This window comes from Pseudocoprococcus catus, from assembly GCF_019734885.1.
Lineage (GTDB): Bacteria > Bacillota > Clostridia > Lachnospirales > Lachnospiraceae > Coprococcus_A > Coprococcus_A catus.
On sequence record NZ_JAAXCM010000023.1, the window covers coordinates 38,988 to 58,079 of the forward strand.

Consider the following 19,092-nt stretch of genomic DNA (forward strand, 5'->3'; position numbering starts at 1 on the left):
ATGCTACTTTTTATTTTTGGAATTAAAGATCAATGATGCCAAAAAAGAAAACACTAACGAACCGCTGATTCCCACAGCCGATGCCGTAAAACCACCTGTAAAAAGCCCGAAAAATCCCTGACTATCGATGGCTTCCTTAACACCTTTCCATAGATTATAACCAAATCCCAGAAGGGGTACCGTCGCTCCTGCCTGACCGAAATCTACAATGGGCTTATAGATGCCCAGCATTCCCAGAATTGCCCCGGAACATACCAGTAAAACCATGATTCTTCCGGGCATCATCTTTGTTTTTTCCATCAACAGCTGCACCAATGCACATATGATGCCACCTGTGATGAATACTTTGAGATAATCAAAAAGCATTTTATTCTCCTCCTGCTTTCTTTGTAGGCCAAATTCATTTGCCATTAGTATTCGGAAAATAAAATGCTTTTATTCATGCTATTTTTCAATCTTAGAAATCTCTGATCTTATCATCAGATTCATCCGTTGTCTTGTCAATCTTTCTGATCTGCACATCATAGCCGTACTTATCATTGACCTGCACATGTACTATATCACCCACGCGATGTCCCATCAGCGCTTTGCCCACCGGTGAATCAATACTGATCAGACCATGCAGTACATCCTCCCGGACGGTTGTTACAATACGGTATACTTCTTCTTCATCTTCATCCTCAAAGTAAACTGTGACTGTATTGTTCAGACCGACTTCGTCCTCTTTCGAACGGTCTTCAATAACTCTGGCCGTCTTGACCATTCTTTCAAGATATCTGATCCTGCTCTCATTTCGATTCTTTTCTCTCTTCGCTGCCTGATATTCAAAATTTTCACTGAGATCTCCCTGTTCTCTGGCTTCCTTAACAGCTGTTAATGCCTCCTTACGGACAACCACCTTACGATATTCGATCTCTTCTTTCATTTTCTGAATATCTGCTTCGGATAAATCATCATACATCTTCTAACACATCTCCATTATCGATTTAATATGCCGCTTTCCCTGACAGATTTCACGGCTTCCTGAATCGTCGGAACGTCCAGAACAAGTGCAAAACGGACAAAACCTTCACCCAAACTGCCAAAACTGCTGCCAGGCGTTACGATCAGACCTGTCTTTTCCATCAATTCCATAACAAAATCATTGGAATTCGTAAAACCATTCGGAATCGGTGCCCATGAAAACATTGTTCCCTGGCTGAGCGGCACTCTCCATCCAATAGATGTCAGTCCTTCTGACAGGGCATGATTTCGTCGGTCATATTCTTCACACTGTGCTTTAACCGCATCCTGAGGTCCTGTCAATGCTGCAACAGCACCATACTGGACCGGCAGGAAGATGCCGTAATCAATCTGAGAACGTACGCATTTAAAGCGGTCAATAATCGCCTGATTCCCCACTACAAAGGACATTCTGGCACCTGTATAGTTATAGGATTTGGATAATGAATAGAACTCAACACCCACTTCTTTGGCCCCTTCAAAAGCCAGGAAAGACTTACCGACTTTGCCGCCATAAATAATATCTGAATAAGCATTGTCATGCAGAATGATGATATTGTATTTCTTCGCAAATGTGATCAATTCCTCATAAAAAGAATCAGGTGCTGTGACACAGACCGGATTCAGCGGATAAGAGACAATCATCATCTTGGCACGCTTTGCCTGCTCTTCAGGTATCTTGTCAAATTCTATCAGAAAATTATTCTCCGGATGCAAATCATAGGTCTCTACCTTCGCACCGCAAAGGAATGGTCCTGCTGTAAAGACAGGATACCCCGGATTTGGTACCAGAACCACATCCCCCGGATCACAGATCGCCATGGCAATATGTGCCATCCCTTCCTGTGACCCGTAAATGGACATAATCTCTTCATGACGAATACCTTTGACCCCATAGCGCTCTGCATAATGATTGCTGACCGCATCCAACAGTTCAGGAAGATCTGCCAGTGCATATTTATAATTTTCAGGTTTGGATGCCGCCTCACTGACTGCATCGATGATATGCTGTGCCGGCTTGAAATCCGGTGTCCCCACAGACATGTTATATACCTTGCGTCCTGCTCTCAGCAATTCATTCTTTTTATCATTCAAAGTCGAAAAAATTCCTTCCTCAAAGGAATCCAGACGGCTTGCAAAATTAAATTCCATCCTTTTTATCCTCCTGTAAAATGCTACCTTCTATTTTAAACCTTTTTTGGCAAGATGCAATTCTATTTTTCAATAGCCGTTATCACATACTGACCCTGCCAGAGCATCTGACGGCATGTCATCCCGGACAATGGTTTTCCCGGAACACATTTTGCAGCTGCAAATGCTGCCAGGCCTTCTCCTGTCAGTTTGATCATTGCTTCTTTCATCGTCCAGACCCGCATAAATGCCTCATCCTGATCACCTGCAGACTGTATATAAACTCGTTCTTCTTCTGTCATCTTCCGAAGAACACTTCCCGGATAAGGCCTGATCTTCTCGGCATCAATCCCAAGGGATGCTGTGCCTATGGCACAAACCACCAACCCCTTCGTATGACTGATATTGAATTGAATATTCGGCAATTCCCGCAAAAAAGGCTTCCCATAAAGGCCATATGTCAATGCACACAGCCCATTCTCATCAGAAAGATCCCCCGGAATACCTTCCCTTGAAAGTGCCGTCTGCAGCAGCTGACGTCCCAGCATATGCTGATGTCTGCTCTCCTGTCCGGGTGTCATACTTCCGATGTCATAGTTTGCTATATAAATTTTCATCTTTTATACTTTCACAGAAAAATTAACCACGGCTTCACCGTGTCCATCCTGAATCATGAGCCGTCCCTTTCCGTTTCTGCCCAAAGAGCGCACATAAGTTCCGGCAAAACCGCCTTGCATCATGATAACATCCGGACCAATCAATTCGATATCACCTTCGGTCTTCAAAATAAGCGGTATCTCATATTCATAAAAATGCTGACCGCTCTCACCGACAGCTTCAATATGCACTGTAGCCACATCGTAGCTACTTTCTTCAACCAATGTCTGTCGATCAGTCATGATCTGCAGCTTTGCCTCAGGTGCCGGGCTGACGCAGGTTTGTGCAATGACATTGTCATCTTTCACAGCTTCTATCCTCCATGTCACTGCATGATATTTCGCAAAGTATGAGTGCGGGTTCTGTCCGGTATGGAGAATATCACACAGATGCTCAATGATGATCGGAGGATGTACCAAATCCCGAAATTCTTTCTCATCAGGATAGAACTCATCAACCAGCTTGTTATCACAATACAGAAGAATATGATCCGCATTTGTCAGCACAATCATCTGATCACTGACCGGTACCGCAGCCACGCATACCGGTTCATCCTCCCTCTGGCTCTTAAACAGTGCAGCAGCCAATTTCGGATTTCTGAACCAATCCATGACACCTCTCATGCAAATTCCGCTACCTCCGCTGTATCTGCGGCTGATCGGATAATCTGTCATCTTCGGTGACAGACTGCCTGCCAGACTGTCATTGCTTTCTGCTGCCCGCCAGACTTTCGCCTGCTGCACCATCTGACGGATATAAGACTCAATACCGCCTGCCTTCGTATCTTCTGTCAGGCTGTGATGTCCCGCCAGAATACAGCTTTTGGACGGATCCTGACAGATATTTTCACTATTAACCGAAGCACTTCCTGCATCCTGACTCATATCATCATACAGGTACACATCTTCAAAAAAGCGGCTGCCTGCAAAATCCCGCACACCGCCTGTCTGGCGGTAGACATCCAGTTCCTTCGCCAGACGGCTTGTTTTATAATAAAGCGGATCCACATCATCCGAATCGCTGACACGCACATCCCACAAAATCACAGACGGGTGATTGCGATACTGCATAATCATCTCCCGGACATTTCTCACTGTAATCTTTTTCCAGCGAGTATCCCCCACAAACTGCCATCCCGGTATTTCAGGGATAACCAGAAGACCGATTTCATCACATCGATCCATAAAATACTGTGACTGCGGTCCCTGCAGCGTCCGCACTGCATTGGCTCCAAGTTCAAATTTCAGAAGATCTGCATCCAGCTGCTGGGGTGACTTCGGCATGGCATACCCTGTATATGGCCAGCTCTGATATCTGCCAAAACCACATAATTTCAGAATACGTCCATTCAGCCAGAAACCTTCGCCATCAAAGACAGCTTCTCTGAATCCAACCCTGACTTTTTTGCTGTCAATGCACTGCCCATCTTTTATGAGTTCCACGGTTAATATATATAGATTCGGCATCTCCACATCCCAGAGCATTGCATCCGGCACTGTATAAGTCAGACAGGAGGTTCGGAAATACACCTCCGCATTTTTCAGATCCCAGTGCTGAAGATTGTCATCTTCCACAGGAATCTCCGTCCATGTATCCAGATGGGCAGCCAGTATCAGGCCTTCTGTATATGCATTCAGCTTAATCTCTGCCTTTAATATTTTCTCATCCGTCCTGACATCCGGTGTGGCTGTATAGATATCTTCTATATAGTAATCATTCTTCACATCCAGATAGACATCCCGGTAAATACCGCCATAAGTCAGAGACTCTGTCACTGATCCAAAAGGCGGCTGATTCAGAGACTCTCTGCTGTCTAACCGCACGGTGATGATCTGTTCACTGCCTTCTGCAAGAAACGGAAGAATATCCACCGAAAAAGCTGTATATCCACCATAATGCTTCACTGCCTGATGTCCATTCACATAAACCACAGCTTCATGGGCAGCCCCCTCAAAGGTCAGGAGCAGGTGTCCGCTGCGCCATGCATCTTCCACAATCAGACTGCGCCTGTAGCCACAAAGCTGCTGCAGAGACATTTCATCAAAATTGCTGTACGGCAATTCACACACATTGTGTGGAATTCGCACCTTCTCCAGCTCTGACAAATCAGCCTCCGGGTTCAACAGGTCCTCTGTATAATTTTTTGTAAAATACCAGTTGTCATTTAAATATATTCTCTGCATTGATCTCTCCTGCCCATTAAAAGCCGCACAGCATGTATCTCATCGGTTAGATTGCCCGTGTAGCCTCTTTTAACCATGCCTGTTCTTCTGCATTCAAATGCGGTCCGATAATCGCATAAATCTTCTGGTGGTAATCGTTCAGAAGCTGTTTCTCACGCGCTGTCATCAATGTCGGATCCACACCATCCAGATCAAAAGGCACAAGCGTCACTGTATCAAAATACATAAACTGACCGTATTCATTCTTCTCACCCTTCATGCAGACCATGAGATTTTCATGACGAATACCGAATTTGCCGGTCAGGTAAACGCCGGGCTCGTCAGATGTCAGCATTCCTTCCTCCAGAACACATCCTTCATTGCGGTTTGGCAGCATCTTCCATCTGAAGCCATTCGGACTCTCATGAACATTGAGCAAATAGCCTACGCCATGACCTGTACCATGATTATAATCCATACCGATCTGCCACAGAGGTTCTCTGGCCAGATAATCCAGATTGTAGCCTTTGCATCCATGCAGGAATCTTGCCCCAGCCAGATTCAGGTTGCCGCGAAGCACCAGTGTGAAGAATTTCTTCTCTTCATCCGTCAGTTCACCCAATACAAAAGTACGGGTAATGTCTGTTGTTCCTTCCATATACTGGCCGCCTGTATCCATCAGAAGCAGTCCCTTCGGTGCCAGCTTGGCATCCGTTTCCGGTGTGGCAGAATAATGCACAATGGCACCATGCACACCATATCCGCTGATCGGCTCAAAACTCGGTTCAAGATACCCTTCCTGCTCTTTGCGGAAGCTTTCCATCTTCTCCGCAGCACTGATCTCTGTCATCGGTATTTTGCCGATATTCTTCTTCAGCCAGTACATAAACTTTGTAAGGGCAATGCCATCTTTGATATGGGCCTGACGGATATTTTCAACCTCTACAGGGTTCTTGATGGCCTTCGGCAGCAATGTCAGATTCTGCTCATCTATCTTTTTCGCAGATTCAGGCATTCTCTCAAGAATTGCGTAATTCAAAGCAGAGCCGTCATAAATAACTGTCTGATTCTCTGTCAGCTTCGCAACATCCTCATAAATGTCATTGTATTCAAGGAATTCTACACCGGCCCTCTCCAGTGTTTTTCTGTCCTCATCTTTAAAATCATCTGCATTCGTGTAAAGTCTCAGACTGTCTGCACTCATCATCAGATAAGCCAGAACAACCGGATTGTCCTGTACGTCATTGCCCCTGAAATTCAAAAGCCATGCAATATCATCCAGGGAAGTCAGCACAAACCAGTCCGCTTTCTTCTCTGCCATCGCCTGACGAATGATGGCAATTCTGTCCTCTCTTGACTGTCCTGCATAAGCAATATCCAACAGCCATGCAGGCTCCGCAGACAATTCCGGACGCTCAGTCCAGATTTCATTCACCAAATCATACCGGCCATTGACGGATGCACCTTTTTCGCTTAACTTACGAACATATTCCTGACCGTTTCTGGCATTAACGGTTCTTCCGTCAAAACCAAGGCTCTGTCCTTCTCCAATGTGTGACACGATATATTCTTCAATAGTCGGTACACCTTCATTGCCCATCTTGAACAATTCAATCCCTGTATCCACAAGCTGCGCCTCTGCCTGAAGAAAATATCTTCCGTCCGTCCAAAGTCCTGCAAAATCCCTGGTCACAAGGACTGTACCCGCCGAACCTGTAAAACCGGAAATAAAAGCACGGCACTTGAAATGCTCTCCTACATATTCGGAACCATGAAAATCTTCTGAACCGATCAGGTACATATCCATTTTATAATCAGCCATCTTCTCTCTGAGGGCTGCCAATCTTTCTCTTACTGTTATCATTTTATCTGTTTCCTCACTTTGATGTCATTTTGACTGCATCCAACTTCACATCTTGTCATCAAATTATGGTACCAAATTTCAAAATGCTCTGCAACCATGTTTTTATTCAAAATTGCTGTTCTGCTTTATCTTAAACTGCGATGGCTGCCTCAAGAGCCAGCTCTGCCATCTCTGCAAAAGCAGTCGCTCTGGTATCTGCATCCAGTTCTTCACCTGTTACCAGAGAATCAGAAATCGTCAGCAGGCAGGCTGCATTCTTGCCAAGAATCTCTGCATTGTGGAACAACGCAAAGGATTCCATCTCAACACAAAGCAGTCCTTCTACATCAACCATCTTGCGAAGTACATCATTGGCATCCGCTTCATGATAAAAAACATCACTGGAATGAATCGGACCTGAAACAAGCTTCTTATTCATCTTCAATGCTGTATCCTTGATCTGTCGATTCAGCTCTTCTGACGGATACTGCCAGTTCTTCATATCCAGGCTCTGTGCCTGTCCATAAGTGGATTCACTCCAAACAGCATCTGCCAGCACCACATCCAGTACCTTCAGCTTGTCTGTATAGGCTCCTGCGGAACCGATACGGATAATATTCTCCACATCATAAAATTTATATAATTCATAAGAATAAATACCGATGGACGGCATTCCCATTCCGGAAGCCATCACAGATACTGTTGCACCTTTATATTGACCTGTATAACAATACACGTTGCGGACATCACTGACAAGCTGAACATCTGTCAGATACGTCTCAGCAATCCACTTTGCTCTCAGTGGGTCTCCCGGCATCAGAACAGTCTTTGCAATTTCACCATTTGCAGCGCGATTATGCGGTGTTGCCATACTCAAATACCTCCAAAACAATTTTCCTTAATCATACCACATTTTACTGGTAAAATCTATAAGCAGCATGCAGCCATCATTATCTCTAAATGAAATCCTTACACAGTTGTTCATACAGGCCGCTCCCGCTGTCCAGCCTTGGCAGCAGTACATAAGGTGCATGCGAATTATTTTTCACAGCACATTGAACTTTCTCAATTTTTCTTTTTCAGCTAAAACAATGACGCCATTTTATGATATAGTATTACTGCTATCATTTTAAGTTCGTACACTTTGATGAAGATATGCACTGTACCATTCAAAGCAGGTGCAGTGCATATCTTCTCAAATAACAAAAATTTGGAAGGAGAAATGATTATCATGCGGCAGCTTTCATATATCATTGAACCGGAGGCAGAGGGCCTGTCTGTAAATGCCTATGCCCGCAATATAGCCGGTCTGTCCCGGGCTTTTCTGCGTTCGGTGAAGTTTCGTGAGAACGGCATTCTGATTAATGGCCAGCGTGTGACCACACGGGGTGTGCTTCACACAGGGGACTGCCTTGTTTTTAATATGCCCAACGACCGTACTCAGAAGATTGTACCGGCTGAGGGTCCTGTATCGATCGCTTTTGAAAATGAAGATATCGTGCTTGTAAACAAGCCCTCAGGACTGGTGATCCACCCTTGTCACGGGCACTATTCGGATACGCTGCTCAGTTATCTGGCCTGGCATTACCGGCTGCTGCCGGAGCAGCCGCTGCTTTGTCCCATCGGTCGTCTGGATAAGGATACCAGCGGTCTGATTCTTGTGGCAAAGAATAAATATGCCGCCCAGCAGCTGGAAGGGCAGCGAGCCAGCCATACCCTCTCCCGGGTTTACCTGGCTCTGACAGAGGGTCACTGGAGCAATCAGTCCAAATCAGGTCTGATTGACCGTCCCATTGAGAAAGTCCCGGATTGTTTTAACCGTTATCAGGTTTCAGATACCGGACGTCCTTCAAGAACAGAATATGAAGTTTTATCTGAATTTTCCCACGAAGGAACACCTTTCTCTCTTGTCCGTTTAAAGCTTCAGACCGGTCGCACACACCAGATCCGTGTCCACATGGCAAGTCTCTCCCATCCACTGTTGGGGGATTCCATTTACGGACATGCCGGATTTCTTGGATTTAACCGGGCAGCTCTTCATAGTTTCGAAATCACCTGTCAGCTTCCGGGATGTCAGGAAGCCACTGTTTTTTCCAGTGGAATGCCGATTGATTTCCAAAAACTTATCGCCCATTCCTCATCCATCCCCTATCTATAACAACAAAACTCCGGATTCCCACCACATACAAGTGCGAATCCGGAGACTGCTTCCATCATCAATATTAATTTGTAACTGTTCAGAGCCAAGCAAAATTTCAAAAAACAGGTATAAAATGCTTGTATTTTTAAGACTGTTTTTGAAATTTTATTTGGCGGATACGCCACACCGACGAAATGCGTAGCATTTTGGATGTTAGCTCTGAACAGTTACATTAATTTCAGAAATTTTCTTAATTTTATAAGCCCAACTGTGCAAGTAAAATGAATACACCACAGCAGATGAATGGGATGAAGATCTGTGTAACAGCGATATCCCAGTATGCTTCCTTATGTGTCAGTTTACAGATACCAAGCAGTGTAATCTGAGCGCCCTGATGAGGCAGAGTATCAAGTGTACCAGCTGCAATTGCTGCAATTCTATGTACATATGGAAGTGATACACCCATCTGAAGATATGTATCTTTCAATGCATTGAAGGCAACACCCATACCACCTGAAGCGGAACCGCAGGCACCGGCACAGATAGCAACTGTAATCATAACGAATACAAGCGGCTGCATGGACATATTCTTCAGTGCTGTTACCAGGTCATTGAAGCCCTGTGTATTCTGAACAACACCACCGAAACCAACAACGATAGCTGTATTCAGGATAGCAACACCTGAATCTGCTGCACCTTTGTTGAAAACGCCAATCCATGCATTAACACCCTTAATTCTCTTAAACATCAGGATTGTTGCCAGTGCTACACCTGCAAATACAGATGTCTCAACAGGGAATGGGTGCATTGGATTGTTGAATAAAACAAGGATTAAAATAATTGGAAGAATTGCTACGATCACATTCGGAAGATCTTTTTCTTCGTCAGGATTTGGTAATTCTTCAGGTGACAACTGATATTTCAAAGATGGATCGTCAAATACAATACCTTTCTTTGTAAAGCTTCTTGCTCTGACTTCCAACCATACAAAGATTAACGCAAACATAACGATTGCTGTAATCAATGATGGTACAAAAGCTGCTGTTGATGGTGTACCAAGACTATCCATAGCGATAACGTTCTGGATGGATGGTGAACCAGGCGCTGACATGGACCATGTCCAGCATCCGGCTGAAATAGCAGCAGGAATCAATCTTCTTGTCAGGTTGCCTTCTTTGAAAAGGTTCAGGGCGATTGGGTAGATAACGAAGAATACAACGAAACCACTGACACCACCGAAAGTAAGGATACCTGTGATACACATGATAATTGGTGCAACAAATTTGCCGTGGCAAAGTCCTGCGATGGCTCTTGCAATAGATTCTGCGGCACCTGTATACTGATAAACCGCACCAAAAAGAGCACCAACAAAGAATGTTAAGAAATATTTGGTAATATAATCTGTTGCTGCCGGCATGAAAAGTCCTTTCAGACTATCAAGAATCGGCAAACCGGAACACAAAATAACAAAAATGGTAACAAGGGGAGCCAGAATCAGTGCACTCATCTGCTTAAAAGCAAGTACACCGAAAAGGGCAATTGCAATAACTAATACTAAAATATGAATGTTCATACTCTCTCCTAAATAACACGCAACATAAACATTATGTTAAATAATAAACAACTCTCTTTTCTAAATGAGGCGAAATACAACCCGTGCATTTCGCCCCGAAAATGTCAAACCGTCTCTTCAATTAAACTCAGATCAATCCAATTAGAAATCTGTCAGGTTTGCTTTACGTTTTTCAAGGAATGCTGTCATGCCTTCCTTCTTATCATCTGTTGAGAATGATAAGCCGAACAGATTTGCTTCAAGTGTAAGACCACTTGCAAGATCTGTATCCATACCTGTGTTGATAGCCTGTTTAGCAAGAGATACAGCATAGCTGCCCTTGGACATGATCTTCTTAGCCATTGCTTTACATGTATCAAGCAATTCTTCCTGAGGAACAACCTTGTTGGCAAGACCGATTCTGTAAGCTTCCTGAGCATCAATCTGATCACATGTGAAGATCAGTTCTTTTGCACGGCCCTTACCTACCAGACGAGGCAGACGCTGTGTACCGCCGAATCCCGGAAGAATACCAAGACCTGTTTCAGGCTGGCCAAACTTAGCATTGTCAGATGCTACACGAATGTCGCATGCCATAGAAATCTCGCAGCCACCGCCGAGAGCGTATCCGTTAACTGCTGCGATTGTAACCTGAGGCATTGTTTCAAGCTTTAAGAAAGCTTCTTTAGCAAGAAGACCCATCTTTCTTCCTTCAGCAGGTGTTGCATTGACCATCTCAGAAATATCTGCGCCTGCAACAAAAGCTTTTGTGCCTGAACCTGTCAGAATAACAACTCTAATATCTTTGCGTTCTGCAATTTCACCAAAACACTGGTCAAGTTCTGCAAGTGTCTCACTATTCAATGCATTCAGTGACTTTGGTCTGTTAATTGTTACTACTGCTACCTCATTTTCGACTTCCATTAATAAATTGTTCATAAAGCATCCTCCTAAACTTATGATACATAATTAATTATTTACGCAAGCAATTATTGGTACACTAATTGTTTGTGTATGCATTTATTATACTCTTAACAATTGAATTTGTCTATGCAATTTTAATTGATTTTGTCACAAAAATCGCAATTTATTTTTGTCTATATTGACGTTTTTTGAAGCTCATTGAATAATTTTCCTCCATTTTTTTCAATTGGCATCATTTTTGTTATATACACTATTCCCTTAAATCATGCGTATATTCCAAATAAAAACCTTTATAAAACTTGACAATCATTCAAAAGACCTTTAAACTAACAAACAGTTCGTCTGTTAATTATTAACAGCCTAAACATATAGAATGTATTCAAAAAGAAGGGAGTTCCCTATGGAATTAAATCAATGTATTAACTATCTGCTTACCACATCCCAGCACAGAGTCTTCCAGGAAGTCAGCAAACGCCTTGAAAATTATGATGTTACACCTGTGCAGTATGGTGTTCTTTACTGTCTCTGGAAAGGTGATAAGACGACACCTAAGGAAATTGCATCCGAATTGAAACTTGAAAATTCAACAATTTCAGGTATTCTTGACCGTATGGAGAAGAAGAATCTGTTAAAACGTCAGGTCAGCACAGAAGATCGCCGCTACATAGAAGTTGTTCTGACAGAAAAAGGGGCTTCCCTTGAGAAACCGGTTCTGGACACCATTGATCAGGCTAATCTGGATATCCTGGCTTCCATCCCGGAAGAAGAACAGCAGATTCTGAAGAAGAATCTCCGACTGCTGGCCGGACTGGAAGAGAATTAAAAATTTCAGTCATTATAAAACCCGCTGTAAAACCTATATTTGAAGGTTTTACAGCGGGCTTTCTCTTTTGTAAACAGGATTCCTCTTGTCATACAACTTAAGTAGACTGCTTACATTTTCTATTTTCATTTTCTTCCTTTATCTTCCGTTCTTTAATTTTTATCATCAGTATACAGATTTTAATTAAACTACTTGATATTTGACAACAAGATAATCGTCCGACTGCCATCATTCAATCAGATTTTCTCAATCACAACCCCGTGGGCAATTCCCGGTACACTCTGTCCTTCATTAAAGCTCACCGTTGACAACAATGCGCCTGTGGGTACAAATAGTATTCTCTGCCATTCTCCCCGATTTATTTTCGGCAGCAGATAGGCTGCCAGTGTTACTGCACTGCATCCGCAGCCGCTGCCTCCCGCATGGGTATCCTGGCTCTCCGGGTCAAAGATCAGCATACCGCAGTCCAAATGCCTGTCACTGATATCATAGCCATGTTCAGCCACCAGTTTCAGAAGAATCTGCTGTCCCACTTTCCCCAAATCTCCGGTGATAATAGCATCATAATCTGTGGGCTGCCTGTTAAAATCCTTTAAATGCTGACAAATGGTATCACAGGCCGCCGGTGCCATGCAAGCCCCCATATTCATAGAATCTTTCACACCAAAATCAATGATGCGCCCGGGAGTTCCGCCAGTGATTTTCGCCATAGCTTTACCTTTTTTATCTTCTGCCGCCACGATCACGGCTCCACTACCTACAACGGTCCAGGTGGCGGATAACGGTCTCTGATTGCCATAGGGCAAAGGAAAGCGGAACTGCTTTTCGGCTCCGGCAAAATGGCTCGAAGTCACTGTCAAAGCATAATTGCCCGCACCGCCGCACAGGGCCATGGATGCCAGAAGCAGGGATTCTCCAATGGTGGAACAGGCCCCATACACACCGAAAACCGGCCGTTCCAGCTCCATCAGTCCAAAAGATGTAGCAATCAGCTGCCCCAACAGATCTCCGGCAAAAAGAAAATCCAGTTGTTCTTTGGATAAACCGGCCTTTTTAATCGCTTTCTCTGCCGCCATCAGCTGCATGGTACTCTCTGCCTGCTCCCATGTCTCCATGCCAAACTTCGGGTCTTTCTCCACATGGTCAAAATACTGCCCAAGAGGCCCCTGTCCCTCTTTCTCCCCTACAACAGAAGAAGCCGCCGGAATCACCGGCGGCTTCTCAAAAATCATTGAATTATTGCCAACTTTCTGAATCATACATAAGCCTCCACGTAGAATGTGTCTTTTGTATCAGTATGCTTCAAAAAGTAAATATTATTCCTGACAACAAACTCTGCCTGTAATTGTAAAACCTCCACTGCTGTGGTATGATAATTACATTGAAACCATCATCGAATTCGATTATTTTTTCAGAAAGGAGCTGGCATGATGCAAACATTCAATATTCCTGTTGGTATTTCTGACTTTTCAGAAATCCGTCAAAACGGATATTACTACGTTGATAAAACCGGCCTGATTGCCGAATTATTAAACAACTCTGCTGCAAAAGTCACCCTCATTACAAGGCCCCGCCGCTTTGGCAAAACCCTTGGCATGAGCATGCTGGCTGCTTTCTTCGATATTCATAAAAACAGTGACACTTTATTTGAAGGACTTGAAATTTCCAAAGATACTGCGTCCTGCCAGAAATGGATGAATCAATATCCCACACTCTTTCTGACTTTCAAAGATGTGGATGGGCTGAATTTTGATGACGCATACGGTCAGCTTGCTGCCCAGATTGCTGATTTATACAAAGAACATGCATATTTGCTTGATTGTCCGATTATAGACAGCGATGATAAACAGATTTTTCTTGAATTGAAAGCAGGCACTGCCGGCAAAATTCACCTCAGCCGTTCTCTGGTTCTGCTGATGCGCATGATGAAAACGTATTATCACAAACCGGTTATTCTTTTACTGGACGAATACGATGTTCCACTTGCAAAAGCCAGCAGCCATGGGTATTATACCGAAATGCTCAGCCTGATTAAAACGCTTCTAAGCACCGCACTCAAAGATAACCCCAATCTCTGCTTTTCTGTGATTACCGGTTGCCTCAAAATTGCAAAGGAAAGCATTTTTACAGGCACTAATAATTTTGTATCCGACACCATCAGTCATTCCCGCCTGAATGAATATTTCGGTTTTACTGAAAATGATGTCAATACACTTCTCAAAAAAGCACATGCAGAAATACATGCTTCACAGGTAAAATACTGGTACGACGGGTACCGTTTCGGAGATTTTGACGTCTACTGTCCATGGGATGTGATGAATTACCTCCGAGATTTGCAGATAAATCCTCAAGCTCAACCTTCAAGTTATTGGAAAAACACCAGTGATAATGCCATTATCCGTTCTTTTATTGATTATGCAGGCAATACCATCACCAAAAAGCTTGAAAAACTGCTCTCCGGTGAATACATTCTTCAGCACATCGATGAAAATCTGACTTATGATTATCTCCATTCTTCCGAAGATAATCTGTGGAGTATTCTTTACCTGACCGGTTATCTGACCAGAGCCGATAACGTACAGCTTTCCGCCCCTCAGACGGACGGTGTCTATGCGCTGAAAATTCCAAACGCTGAAATTCGTAAAATCTTTGAGACTACCGTTATCAAATGGTTTGACGACAGTGCCCGAACCTGGAACAGACAGGCATTGTTTCAGGCTGTCTGGAATACAGACTGTTCCCGAATCACTGATGAAATGACCAAACTTCTGCGAAAAACCATCAGTTACCATGATTATCTCGAAGATTATTACCACGCTTTTCTGGCAGGTATCTTTGCAGGAGCCGGTTATATCGTTGAATCCAATAAGGAACATGGTGAAGGCCGCAGTGATGTTGTGGTCTATGATACTGAAAACAGCCGCGTTGCCGTCTTCGAAGCAAAGTACTCAAAATCTCTTGAGCAGATGGAATCAGATTGTGACGCTGCTCTGCAGCAGATTGAAGAGAAAATGTATGCCAAAGAATATGAAGATGAGTATGACCAGATTCTATGCTATGGTATTGCTTTTTTCAAAAAGCGCTGTCTGGTTCAGGCTGTAAAAAATGACTAGAAAATAGAATTTTAAACACCAACTAACTTGACGAATACTTAAAACAAAAATATCCTGAATAAGCATATCAAAGTCATCTGAAAATGATTTTGCTTATCAGGATATTTATTTGACAACTGCTTAAAACTCTGTTTTTTATGTCTTATATTTTATTGTTCTACTTGATTTTTCAATTCATCCAGACTAAGCCATGCCTTTTCATTCTTCACAGCTTCTTCTGCTTCATGACGTTTCATCGTCAATTCTGCATCTGGATATTCTTCTTTATGTTCTAGCACTTGAGGATGCATTTCTTCCCAGATATCGTACCAGTCTAAACACGACTTATACCATTGTTCTAATACATCATCTACCTGACTTCCGACACTTTCGGGATATAGATTTTCATCAACAGAAGTTAGTTCTTTGACATCCGATGAACCAACTTCATCATCGCATACCTGCTCTATCCACTTTTCCCACTCATCCTGCTTCGTTTTCTTCACCGAATGATAATAATTCTCCACTTTCTCAGCCGCATCTGCCATAGCTTCTGCTGCCAATCTTAACTGCCAGTCGAGGAAGGCCTGGTCTGTGGATAGTTCGTGTCCAAGCAGTGTAGCGCCCTTCGGTACATTTTTCAAGCCCGCAATGAGGGCCTGGTCCTCGGCGCTCATCTGTCCCAGGACAACGGCGGCGTCTTTTTCTGAAACACCGGCAGCCCGGTATTGATTCATTCGCTCCAGCCGTTCCATATAATGTCTGTAGCCAAATGGGTAATAAGATACCTGACCGTTCTCAAAAATCAGCAGCGCATCCGCCACCTGTTCAATGAAATAACGGTCATGGGAAATAAAGAGCATGGTGCCTTTGTAAACTCTAAAAGCAGATTCCAGGGTTTCTCTGGCCGGAATATCCATATGATTGGTAGGCTCGTCCAGCATCAGGAAGTTCGGCCGTTTTTCAAGGATTTCTGCCAGTACGAGCCGGGCTTTCTCACCGCCGGAAAGGTCGCTGACCGTTTTCTGCACATCAGCCCCTTCAAAAAGCCATGCTGCCAGTTCATTCCTGGCATCTTTCTCCGGCATGGCAGGAAAAAGGTCATGAAAATGCTCCAGCACTTTCTTGTCAGATGTCAATGCTGCCGACTGCTGATCGAAATATCCCGGTTCTATATGAAATCCCAGCTGACATTTACCCTTGACAGGTGCCAGAAGTCCCGCTACTGTCTTGAGAAAAGTCGTCTTGCCGGCACCGTTTGGCCCGATAATGCCGATCTTCTGTCCCCGTCGGATGCGCAATGAAAGTTCTGCAATAGCCTTGCCGTCGTAACCAATCTTCAATTCTTCTGCCTCAGCTACCCATTTGCCACCCATCACCGCAGGTACCAGTTCCCCGGTAAAAATATGTTCTGCCAGTGTCGGCGGAGTCGGCAATTTCTCCATGCGCTCTATCAATTTTTTCTTAGAACGGGCAAAGGCTGCCTTTTTCGGTTTGTGCTTGAAACGCTCGACCAGCTGATTTAGTCGTTCCAATTCTGCCTGCTGCTGCTCGTACTGCTTCTTCCAGATGGCCAGATTCTTCAGCTTCTGCTGTCGAAACTGGGTATAATTGCCCACATAGCGTACAAGCTTCTTATCTGTCAGCTCATAGACAATTTCTGCCGTTTCATCAATAAAATATCGGTCATGGGAAACCATGACAACCGCACCCGAATAATTCTGCAGATAATTTTCCAGCCACCGGACACTCTCCATGTCCAGATGATTCGTTGGCTCATCCAACAACAGGATATCCGGTTTTTCCAGGAGCAGCCGTACCATAGCAATCTTTGTCTGTTCTCCTCCGGAAAAATCCGATAAAAGTTTTTCTTTATCTTCTTTTGCAAAGCCAAAGCCGGTAAAAATCCTGTCATATTCCTGCTCGAATTCAAAGCGCTCCCGGTCCCAGGTATCTCTTGAAGGACACAGTTCCATCATTTCTTCCTGAATCGTATGAGAGGTATCTGCAAAAGCCTGCTGCCGCAGCATACCAATGGTCACATTTCTTGCCAGATAAATACCCTCACCCTGCCTGCAGTCATCTCTTTCCAGAGACAGTTCGCCGGCAATCAACCGAAGAAACGTTGTCTTGCCCGAACCGTTCGGACCGGTAATAGCAATCCGTTCCCTGCCCTTGATTTCAAAATCAAAGTGTTCCAGAAGATTTTCACCGCCAATGGCCAGGGTGCCATCCGTAATCCGATACAGCATCTTAAATCTCCACTGTACCCTGCAGGTAATTGATAAACTGCTGTGCGGTACGTCCGGAAATACCGCCGTGACGCATCTCCCACTTATTCGCCTCTGCGCAGAGTTCTTCATCTGTCATGTTCAGACCTGCACGGCGAGCCAGTTCAATAACGATCTCATTGAATTCTTTCTTAGATGGCTTGGAGTAACTGATCTGAACACCAAAACGATTGACAAGAGACAGTTTTTCTTCCATTGTATCAGAACGATGAAGATCATTCTCGTACTCCATATCATTCCTGTCATTCCATGTCTCTTTGATCAGATGACGTCTGTTGGATGTGGCATAAATCAGGATATTCTCAGGTTTTGTCTCAACACCGCCTTCAATAACTGCTTTCAGGAACTTGTATTCAATTTCATGCTCTTCAAAAGAAAGGTCATCCATATAAATAATAAAGCGATAATTGCGGTTTTTAATCTGTGCAATAACGTTGGACAAGTCTCTGAACTGATGCTTGTAAATCTCGATCATTCGCAGACCCTGGTCATAATAAGCATTGACAATGGCCTTGATACTTGTGGACTTACCTGTACCGCTGTCACCAAAGAGCAGCACATTGTTGGCTTTTCTTCCCTGAACAAAAGCCTCTGTGTTGTCCACCAGCTTCTTCTTCTGGATCTCATAACCTACCAGATCATCTAACATCACCATATCCATATTGTTGATCGGACAGAATTCCACATGATTCTCTGTTCTTGACGCAATACGGAATGCCTTATTCAGACCGAACATACCCACACCGTAAGCTTTGTAAAAATCCGTCACCACGTCAAAAAATTCATCCTCATTCGCTGTTTTCTCCAGCCGTTCACTGAGGGCCTGGACCTTCTCACTAACATTCTTATTGTACATCAGTTCTTTCTTGCCGATGGCCTTGTACTGTGAGAGCCTTGTAAAGCAATCAATGCCCAGACGTTCTTCAATTTCAGAAAAATCAAAGTCAAACAAAGCCTTAAATGCCTTAAAATCACCTCTGGCAAAGAAGTTGACACTGCCGTCGTTGGCCCCGACTTTCTCACAGGTTAAACTGAAAGGATTCTCATCTGTAATCAACAGATAAGTCAGATAATTGTGCCAGAGATTCTTGTCAAAACCATAATCGGTGGCCACCTGAAGCAGATGTTTCACCTGGGTAAAAATCCTTGTTACCAGCTCATCTCTTGATTGTGTATCCTGATCCATCTGTTTAAAAATATCACTTAACTGCATTAAAATGCTGTCCTTCGGCATATCGCCGTACATTAACAGTTTCGATACGATTTTGTACATTCTTCATTTCCTCCGTTTATCTTGTCCATGTCTGATAGTCATGACATTGTTTCTCTGACATGGTTTATTTTAACAAAATGTTTATTTACCCGATTATACTCCTATTTCCTATAGTAATTCAAGCCTATCTATGATATTTCGGCAAATTCCAACCCGAAACCCTCAAATATTATTTGATCTTTCAAATCATTTTTTATTTTTC

Annotated in this window: 15 protein-coding genes; 3 read left to right on the top strand and 12 right to left on the bottom strand. The window is 43.7% G+C overall.

Annotated features, from left to right (window positions below):
• Window positions 1–3 precede the first annotated feature (3 nt).
• The 7 genes from HED67_RS05680 to deoD form a co-directional block, all read right to left on the bottom strand.
• On the bottom strand, window positions 4–366 hold the full coding sequence (locus tag HED67_RS05680) for a SpoVA/SpoVAEb family sporulation membrane protein (RefSeq protein WP_178440887.1): 363 nt from the start codon (window positions 364–366) through the stop codon (window positions 4–6).
• A gap of 91 nt (window positions 367–457) precedes the next feature.
• Window positions 458–961 (bottom strand): transcription elongation factor GreA, encoded by a 504-nt coding sequence (gene greA, locus HED67_RS05685; protein WP_221717761.1) that lies wholly within the window; start codon window positions 959–961, stop codon window positions 458–460.
• A 17-nt stretch (window positions 962–978) separates the two neighbouring features.
• Window positions 979–2,154, bottom strand: a complete 1,176-nt coding sequence (locus HED67_RS05690) for an aminotransferase class I/II-fold pyridoxal phosphate-dependent enzyme (RefSeq protein ID WP_215632595.1) — start codon at window positions 2,152–2,154, stop codon at window positions 979–981.
• 62 nt (window positions 2,155–2,216) lie between these two features.
• Window positions 2,217–2,750, bottom strand: a complete 534-nt coding sequence (locus HED67_RS05695; protein ID WP_178440894.1) for a 4'-phosphopantetheinyl transferase family protein — start codon at window positions 2,748–2,750, stop codon at window positions 2,217–2,219.
• A gap of 3 nt (window positions 2,751–2,753) precedes the next feature.
• Entirely contained in the window at window positions 2,754–4,973 is a 2,220-nt protein-coding gene (locus tag HED67_RS05700; protein ID WP_221717762.1) for a glycoside hydrolase family 2 protein, read from the bottom strand.
• Between the two features lie 46 nt (window positions 4,974–5,019).
• Window positions 5,020–6,816, bottom strand: coding sequence for an aminopeptidase P family protein (locus HED67_RS05705; RefSeq protein WP_246612120.1), 1,797 nt, complete (start codon window positions 6,814–6,816; stop codon window positions 5,020–5,022).
• A 130-nt stretch (window positions 6,817–6,946) separates the two neighbouring features.
• Complete coding sequence (gene deoD / locus HED67_RS05710) at window positions 6,947–7,666, bottom strand: purine-nucleoside phosphorylase (RefSeq protein ID WP_221717763.1); 720 nt, start codon at window positions 7,664–7,666, stop codon at window positions 6,947–6,949.
• A 360-nt stretch (window positions 7,667–8,026) separates the two neighbouring features.
• Here deoD and HED67_RS05715 point away from each other — a divergent pair, with 360 nt between their 5' ends.
• Complete coding sequence (locus HED67_RS05715) at window positions 8,027–8,953, top strand: RluA family pseudouridine synthase (protein ID WP_221717764.1); 927 nt, start codon at window positions 8,027–8,029, stop codon at window positions 8,951–8,953.
• Window positions 8,954–9,191: 238 nt separating this feature from the next.
• Here the strand turns inward: HED67_RS05715 and HED67_RS05720 are convergent, their stop codons facing one another.
• Together HED67_RS05720 and HED67_RS05725 are read right to left on the bottom strand one after the other, a co-directional pair.
• Complete coding sequence (locus tag HED67_RS05720) at window positions 9,192–10,508, bottom strand: GntP family permease (protein WP_221717765.1); 1,317 nt, start codon at window positions 10,506–10,508, stop codon at window positions 9,192–9,194.
• Between the two features lie 141 nt (window positions 10,509–10,649).
• Complete coding sequence (locus HED67_RS05725; protein WP_015512657.1) at window positions 10,650–11,426, bottom strand: enoyl-CoA hydratase-related protein; 777 nt, start codon at window positions 11,424–11,426, stop codon at window positions 10,650–10,652.
• 385 nt (window positions 11,427–11,811) lie between these two features.
• Between HED67_RS05725 and HED67_RS05730 the strand changes: the two genes are divergently transcribed.
• Window positions 11,812–12,234, top strand: coding sequence for a MarR family winged helix-turn-helix transcriptional regulator (locus HED67_RS05730; RefSeq protein ID WP_221717766.1), 423 nt, complete (start codon window positions 11,812–11,814; stop codon window positions 12,232–12,234).
• A 236-nt stretch (window positions 12,235–12,470) separates the two neighbouring features.
• Here HED67_RS05730 and HED67_RS05735 read toward each other — a convergent pair whose 3' ends face one another.
• Window positions 12,471–13,493 carry a stage V sporulation protein AD gene (locus HED67_RS05735; protein ID WP_221717767.1) on the bottom strand — a complete coding sequence of 341 codons (1,023 nt, stop codon included), beginning with the start codon at window positions 13,491–13,493 and terminating at the stop codon, window positions 12,471–12,473.
• A gap of 171 nt (window positions 13,494–13,664) precedes the next feature.
• Between HED67_RS05735 and HED67_RS05740 the strand changes: the two genes are divergently transcribed.
• Window positions 13,665–15,347 carry an AAA family ATPase gene (locus HED67_RS05740; protein WP_221717819.1) on the top strand — a complete coding sequence of 561 codons (1,683 nt, stop codon included), beginning with the start codon at window positions 13,665–13,667 and terminating at the stop codon, window positions 15,345–15,347.
• A 149-nt stretch (window positions 15,348–15,496) separates the two neighbouring features.
• On the opposite strand, the gene HED67_RS05745 is transcribed toward HED67_RS05740, so the two are convergent.
• Window positions 15,497–17,578 (bottom strand): ABC-F family ATP-binding cassette domain-containing protein, encoded by a 2,082-nt coding sequence (locus tag HED67_RS05745; protein ID WP_221717768.1) that lies wholly within the window; start codon window positions 17,576–17,578, stop codon window positions 15,497–15,499.
• 1 nt (window position 17,579) lies between these two features.
• Window positions 17,580–18,890 (bottom strand): ATP-binding protein, encoded by a 1,311-nt coding sequence (locus HED67_RS05750; protein ID WP_221717769.1) that lies wholly within the window; start codon window positions 18,888–18,890, stop codon window positions 17,580–17,582.
• Between the last annotated feature and the right edge of the window lie 202 nt (window positions 18,891–19,092).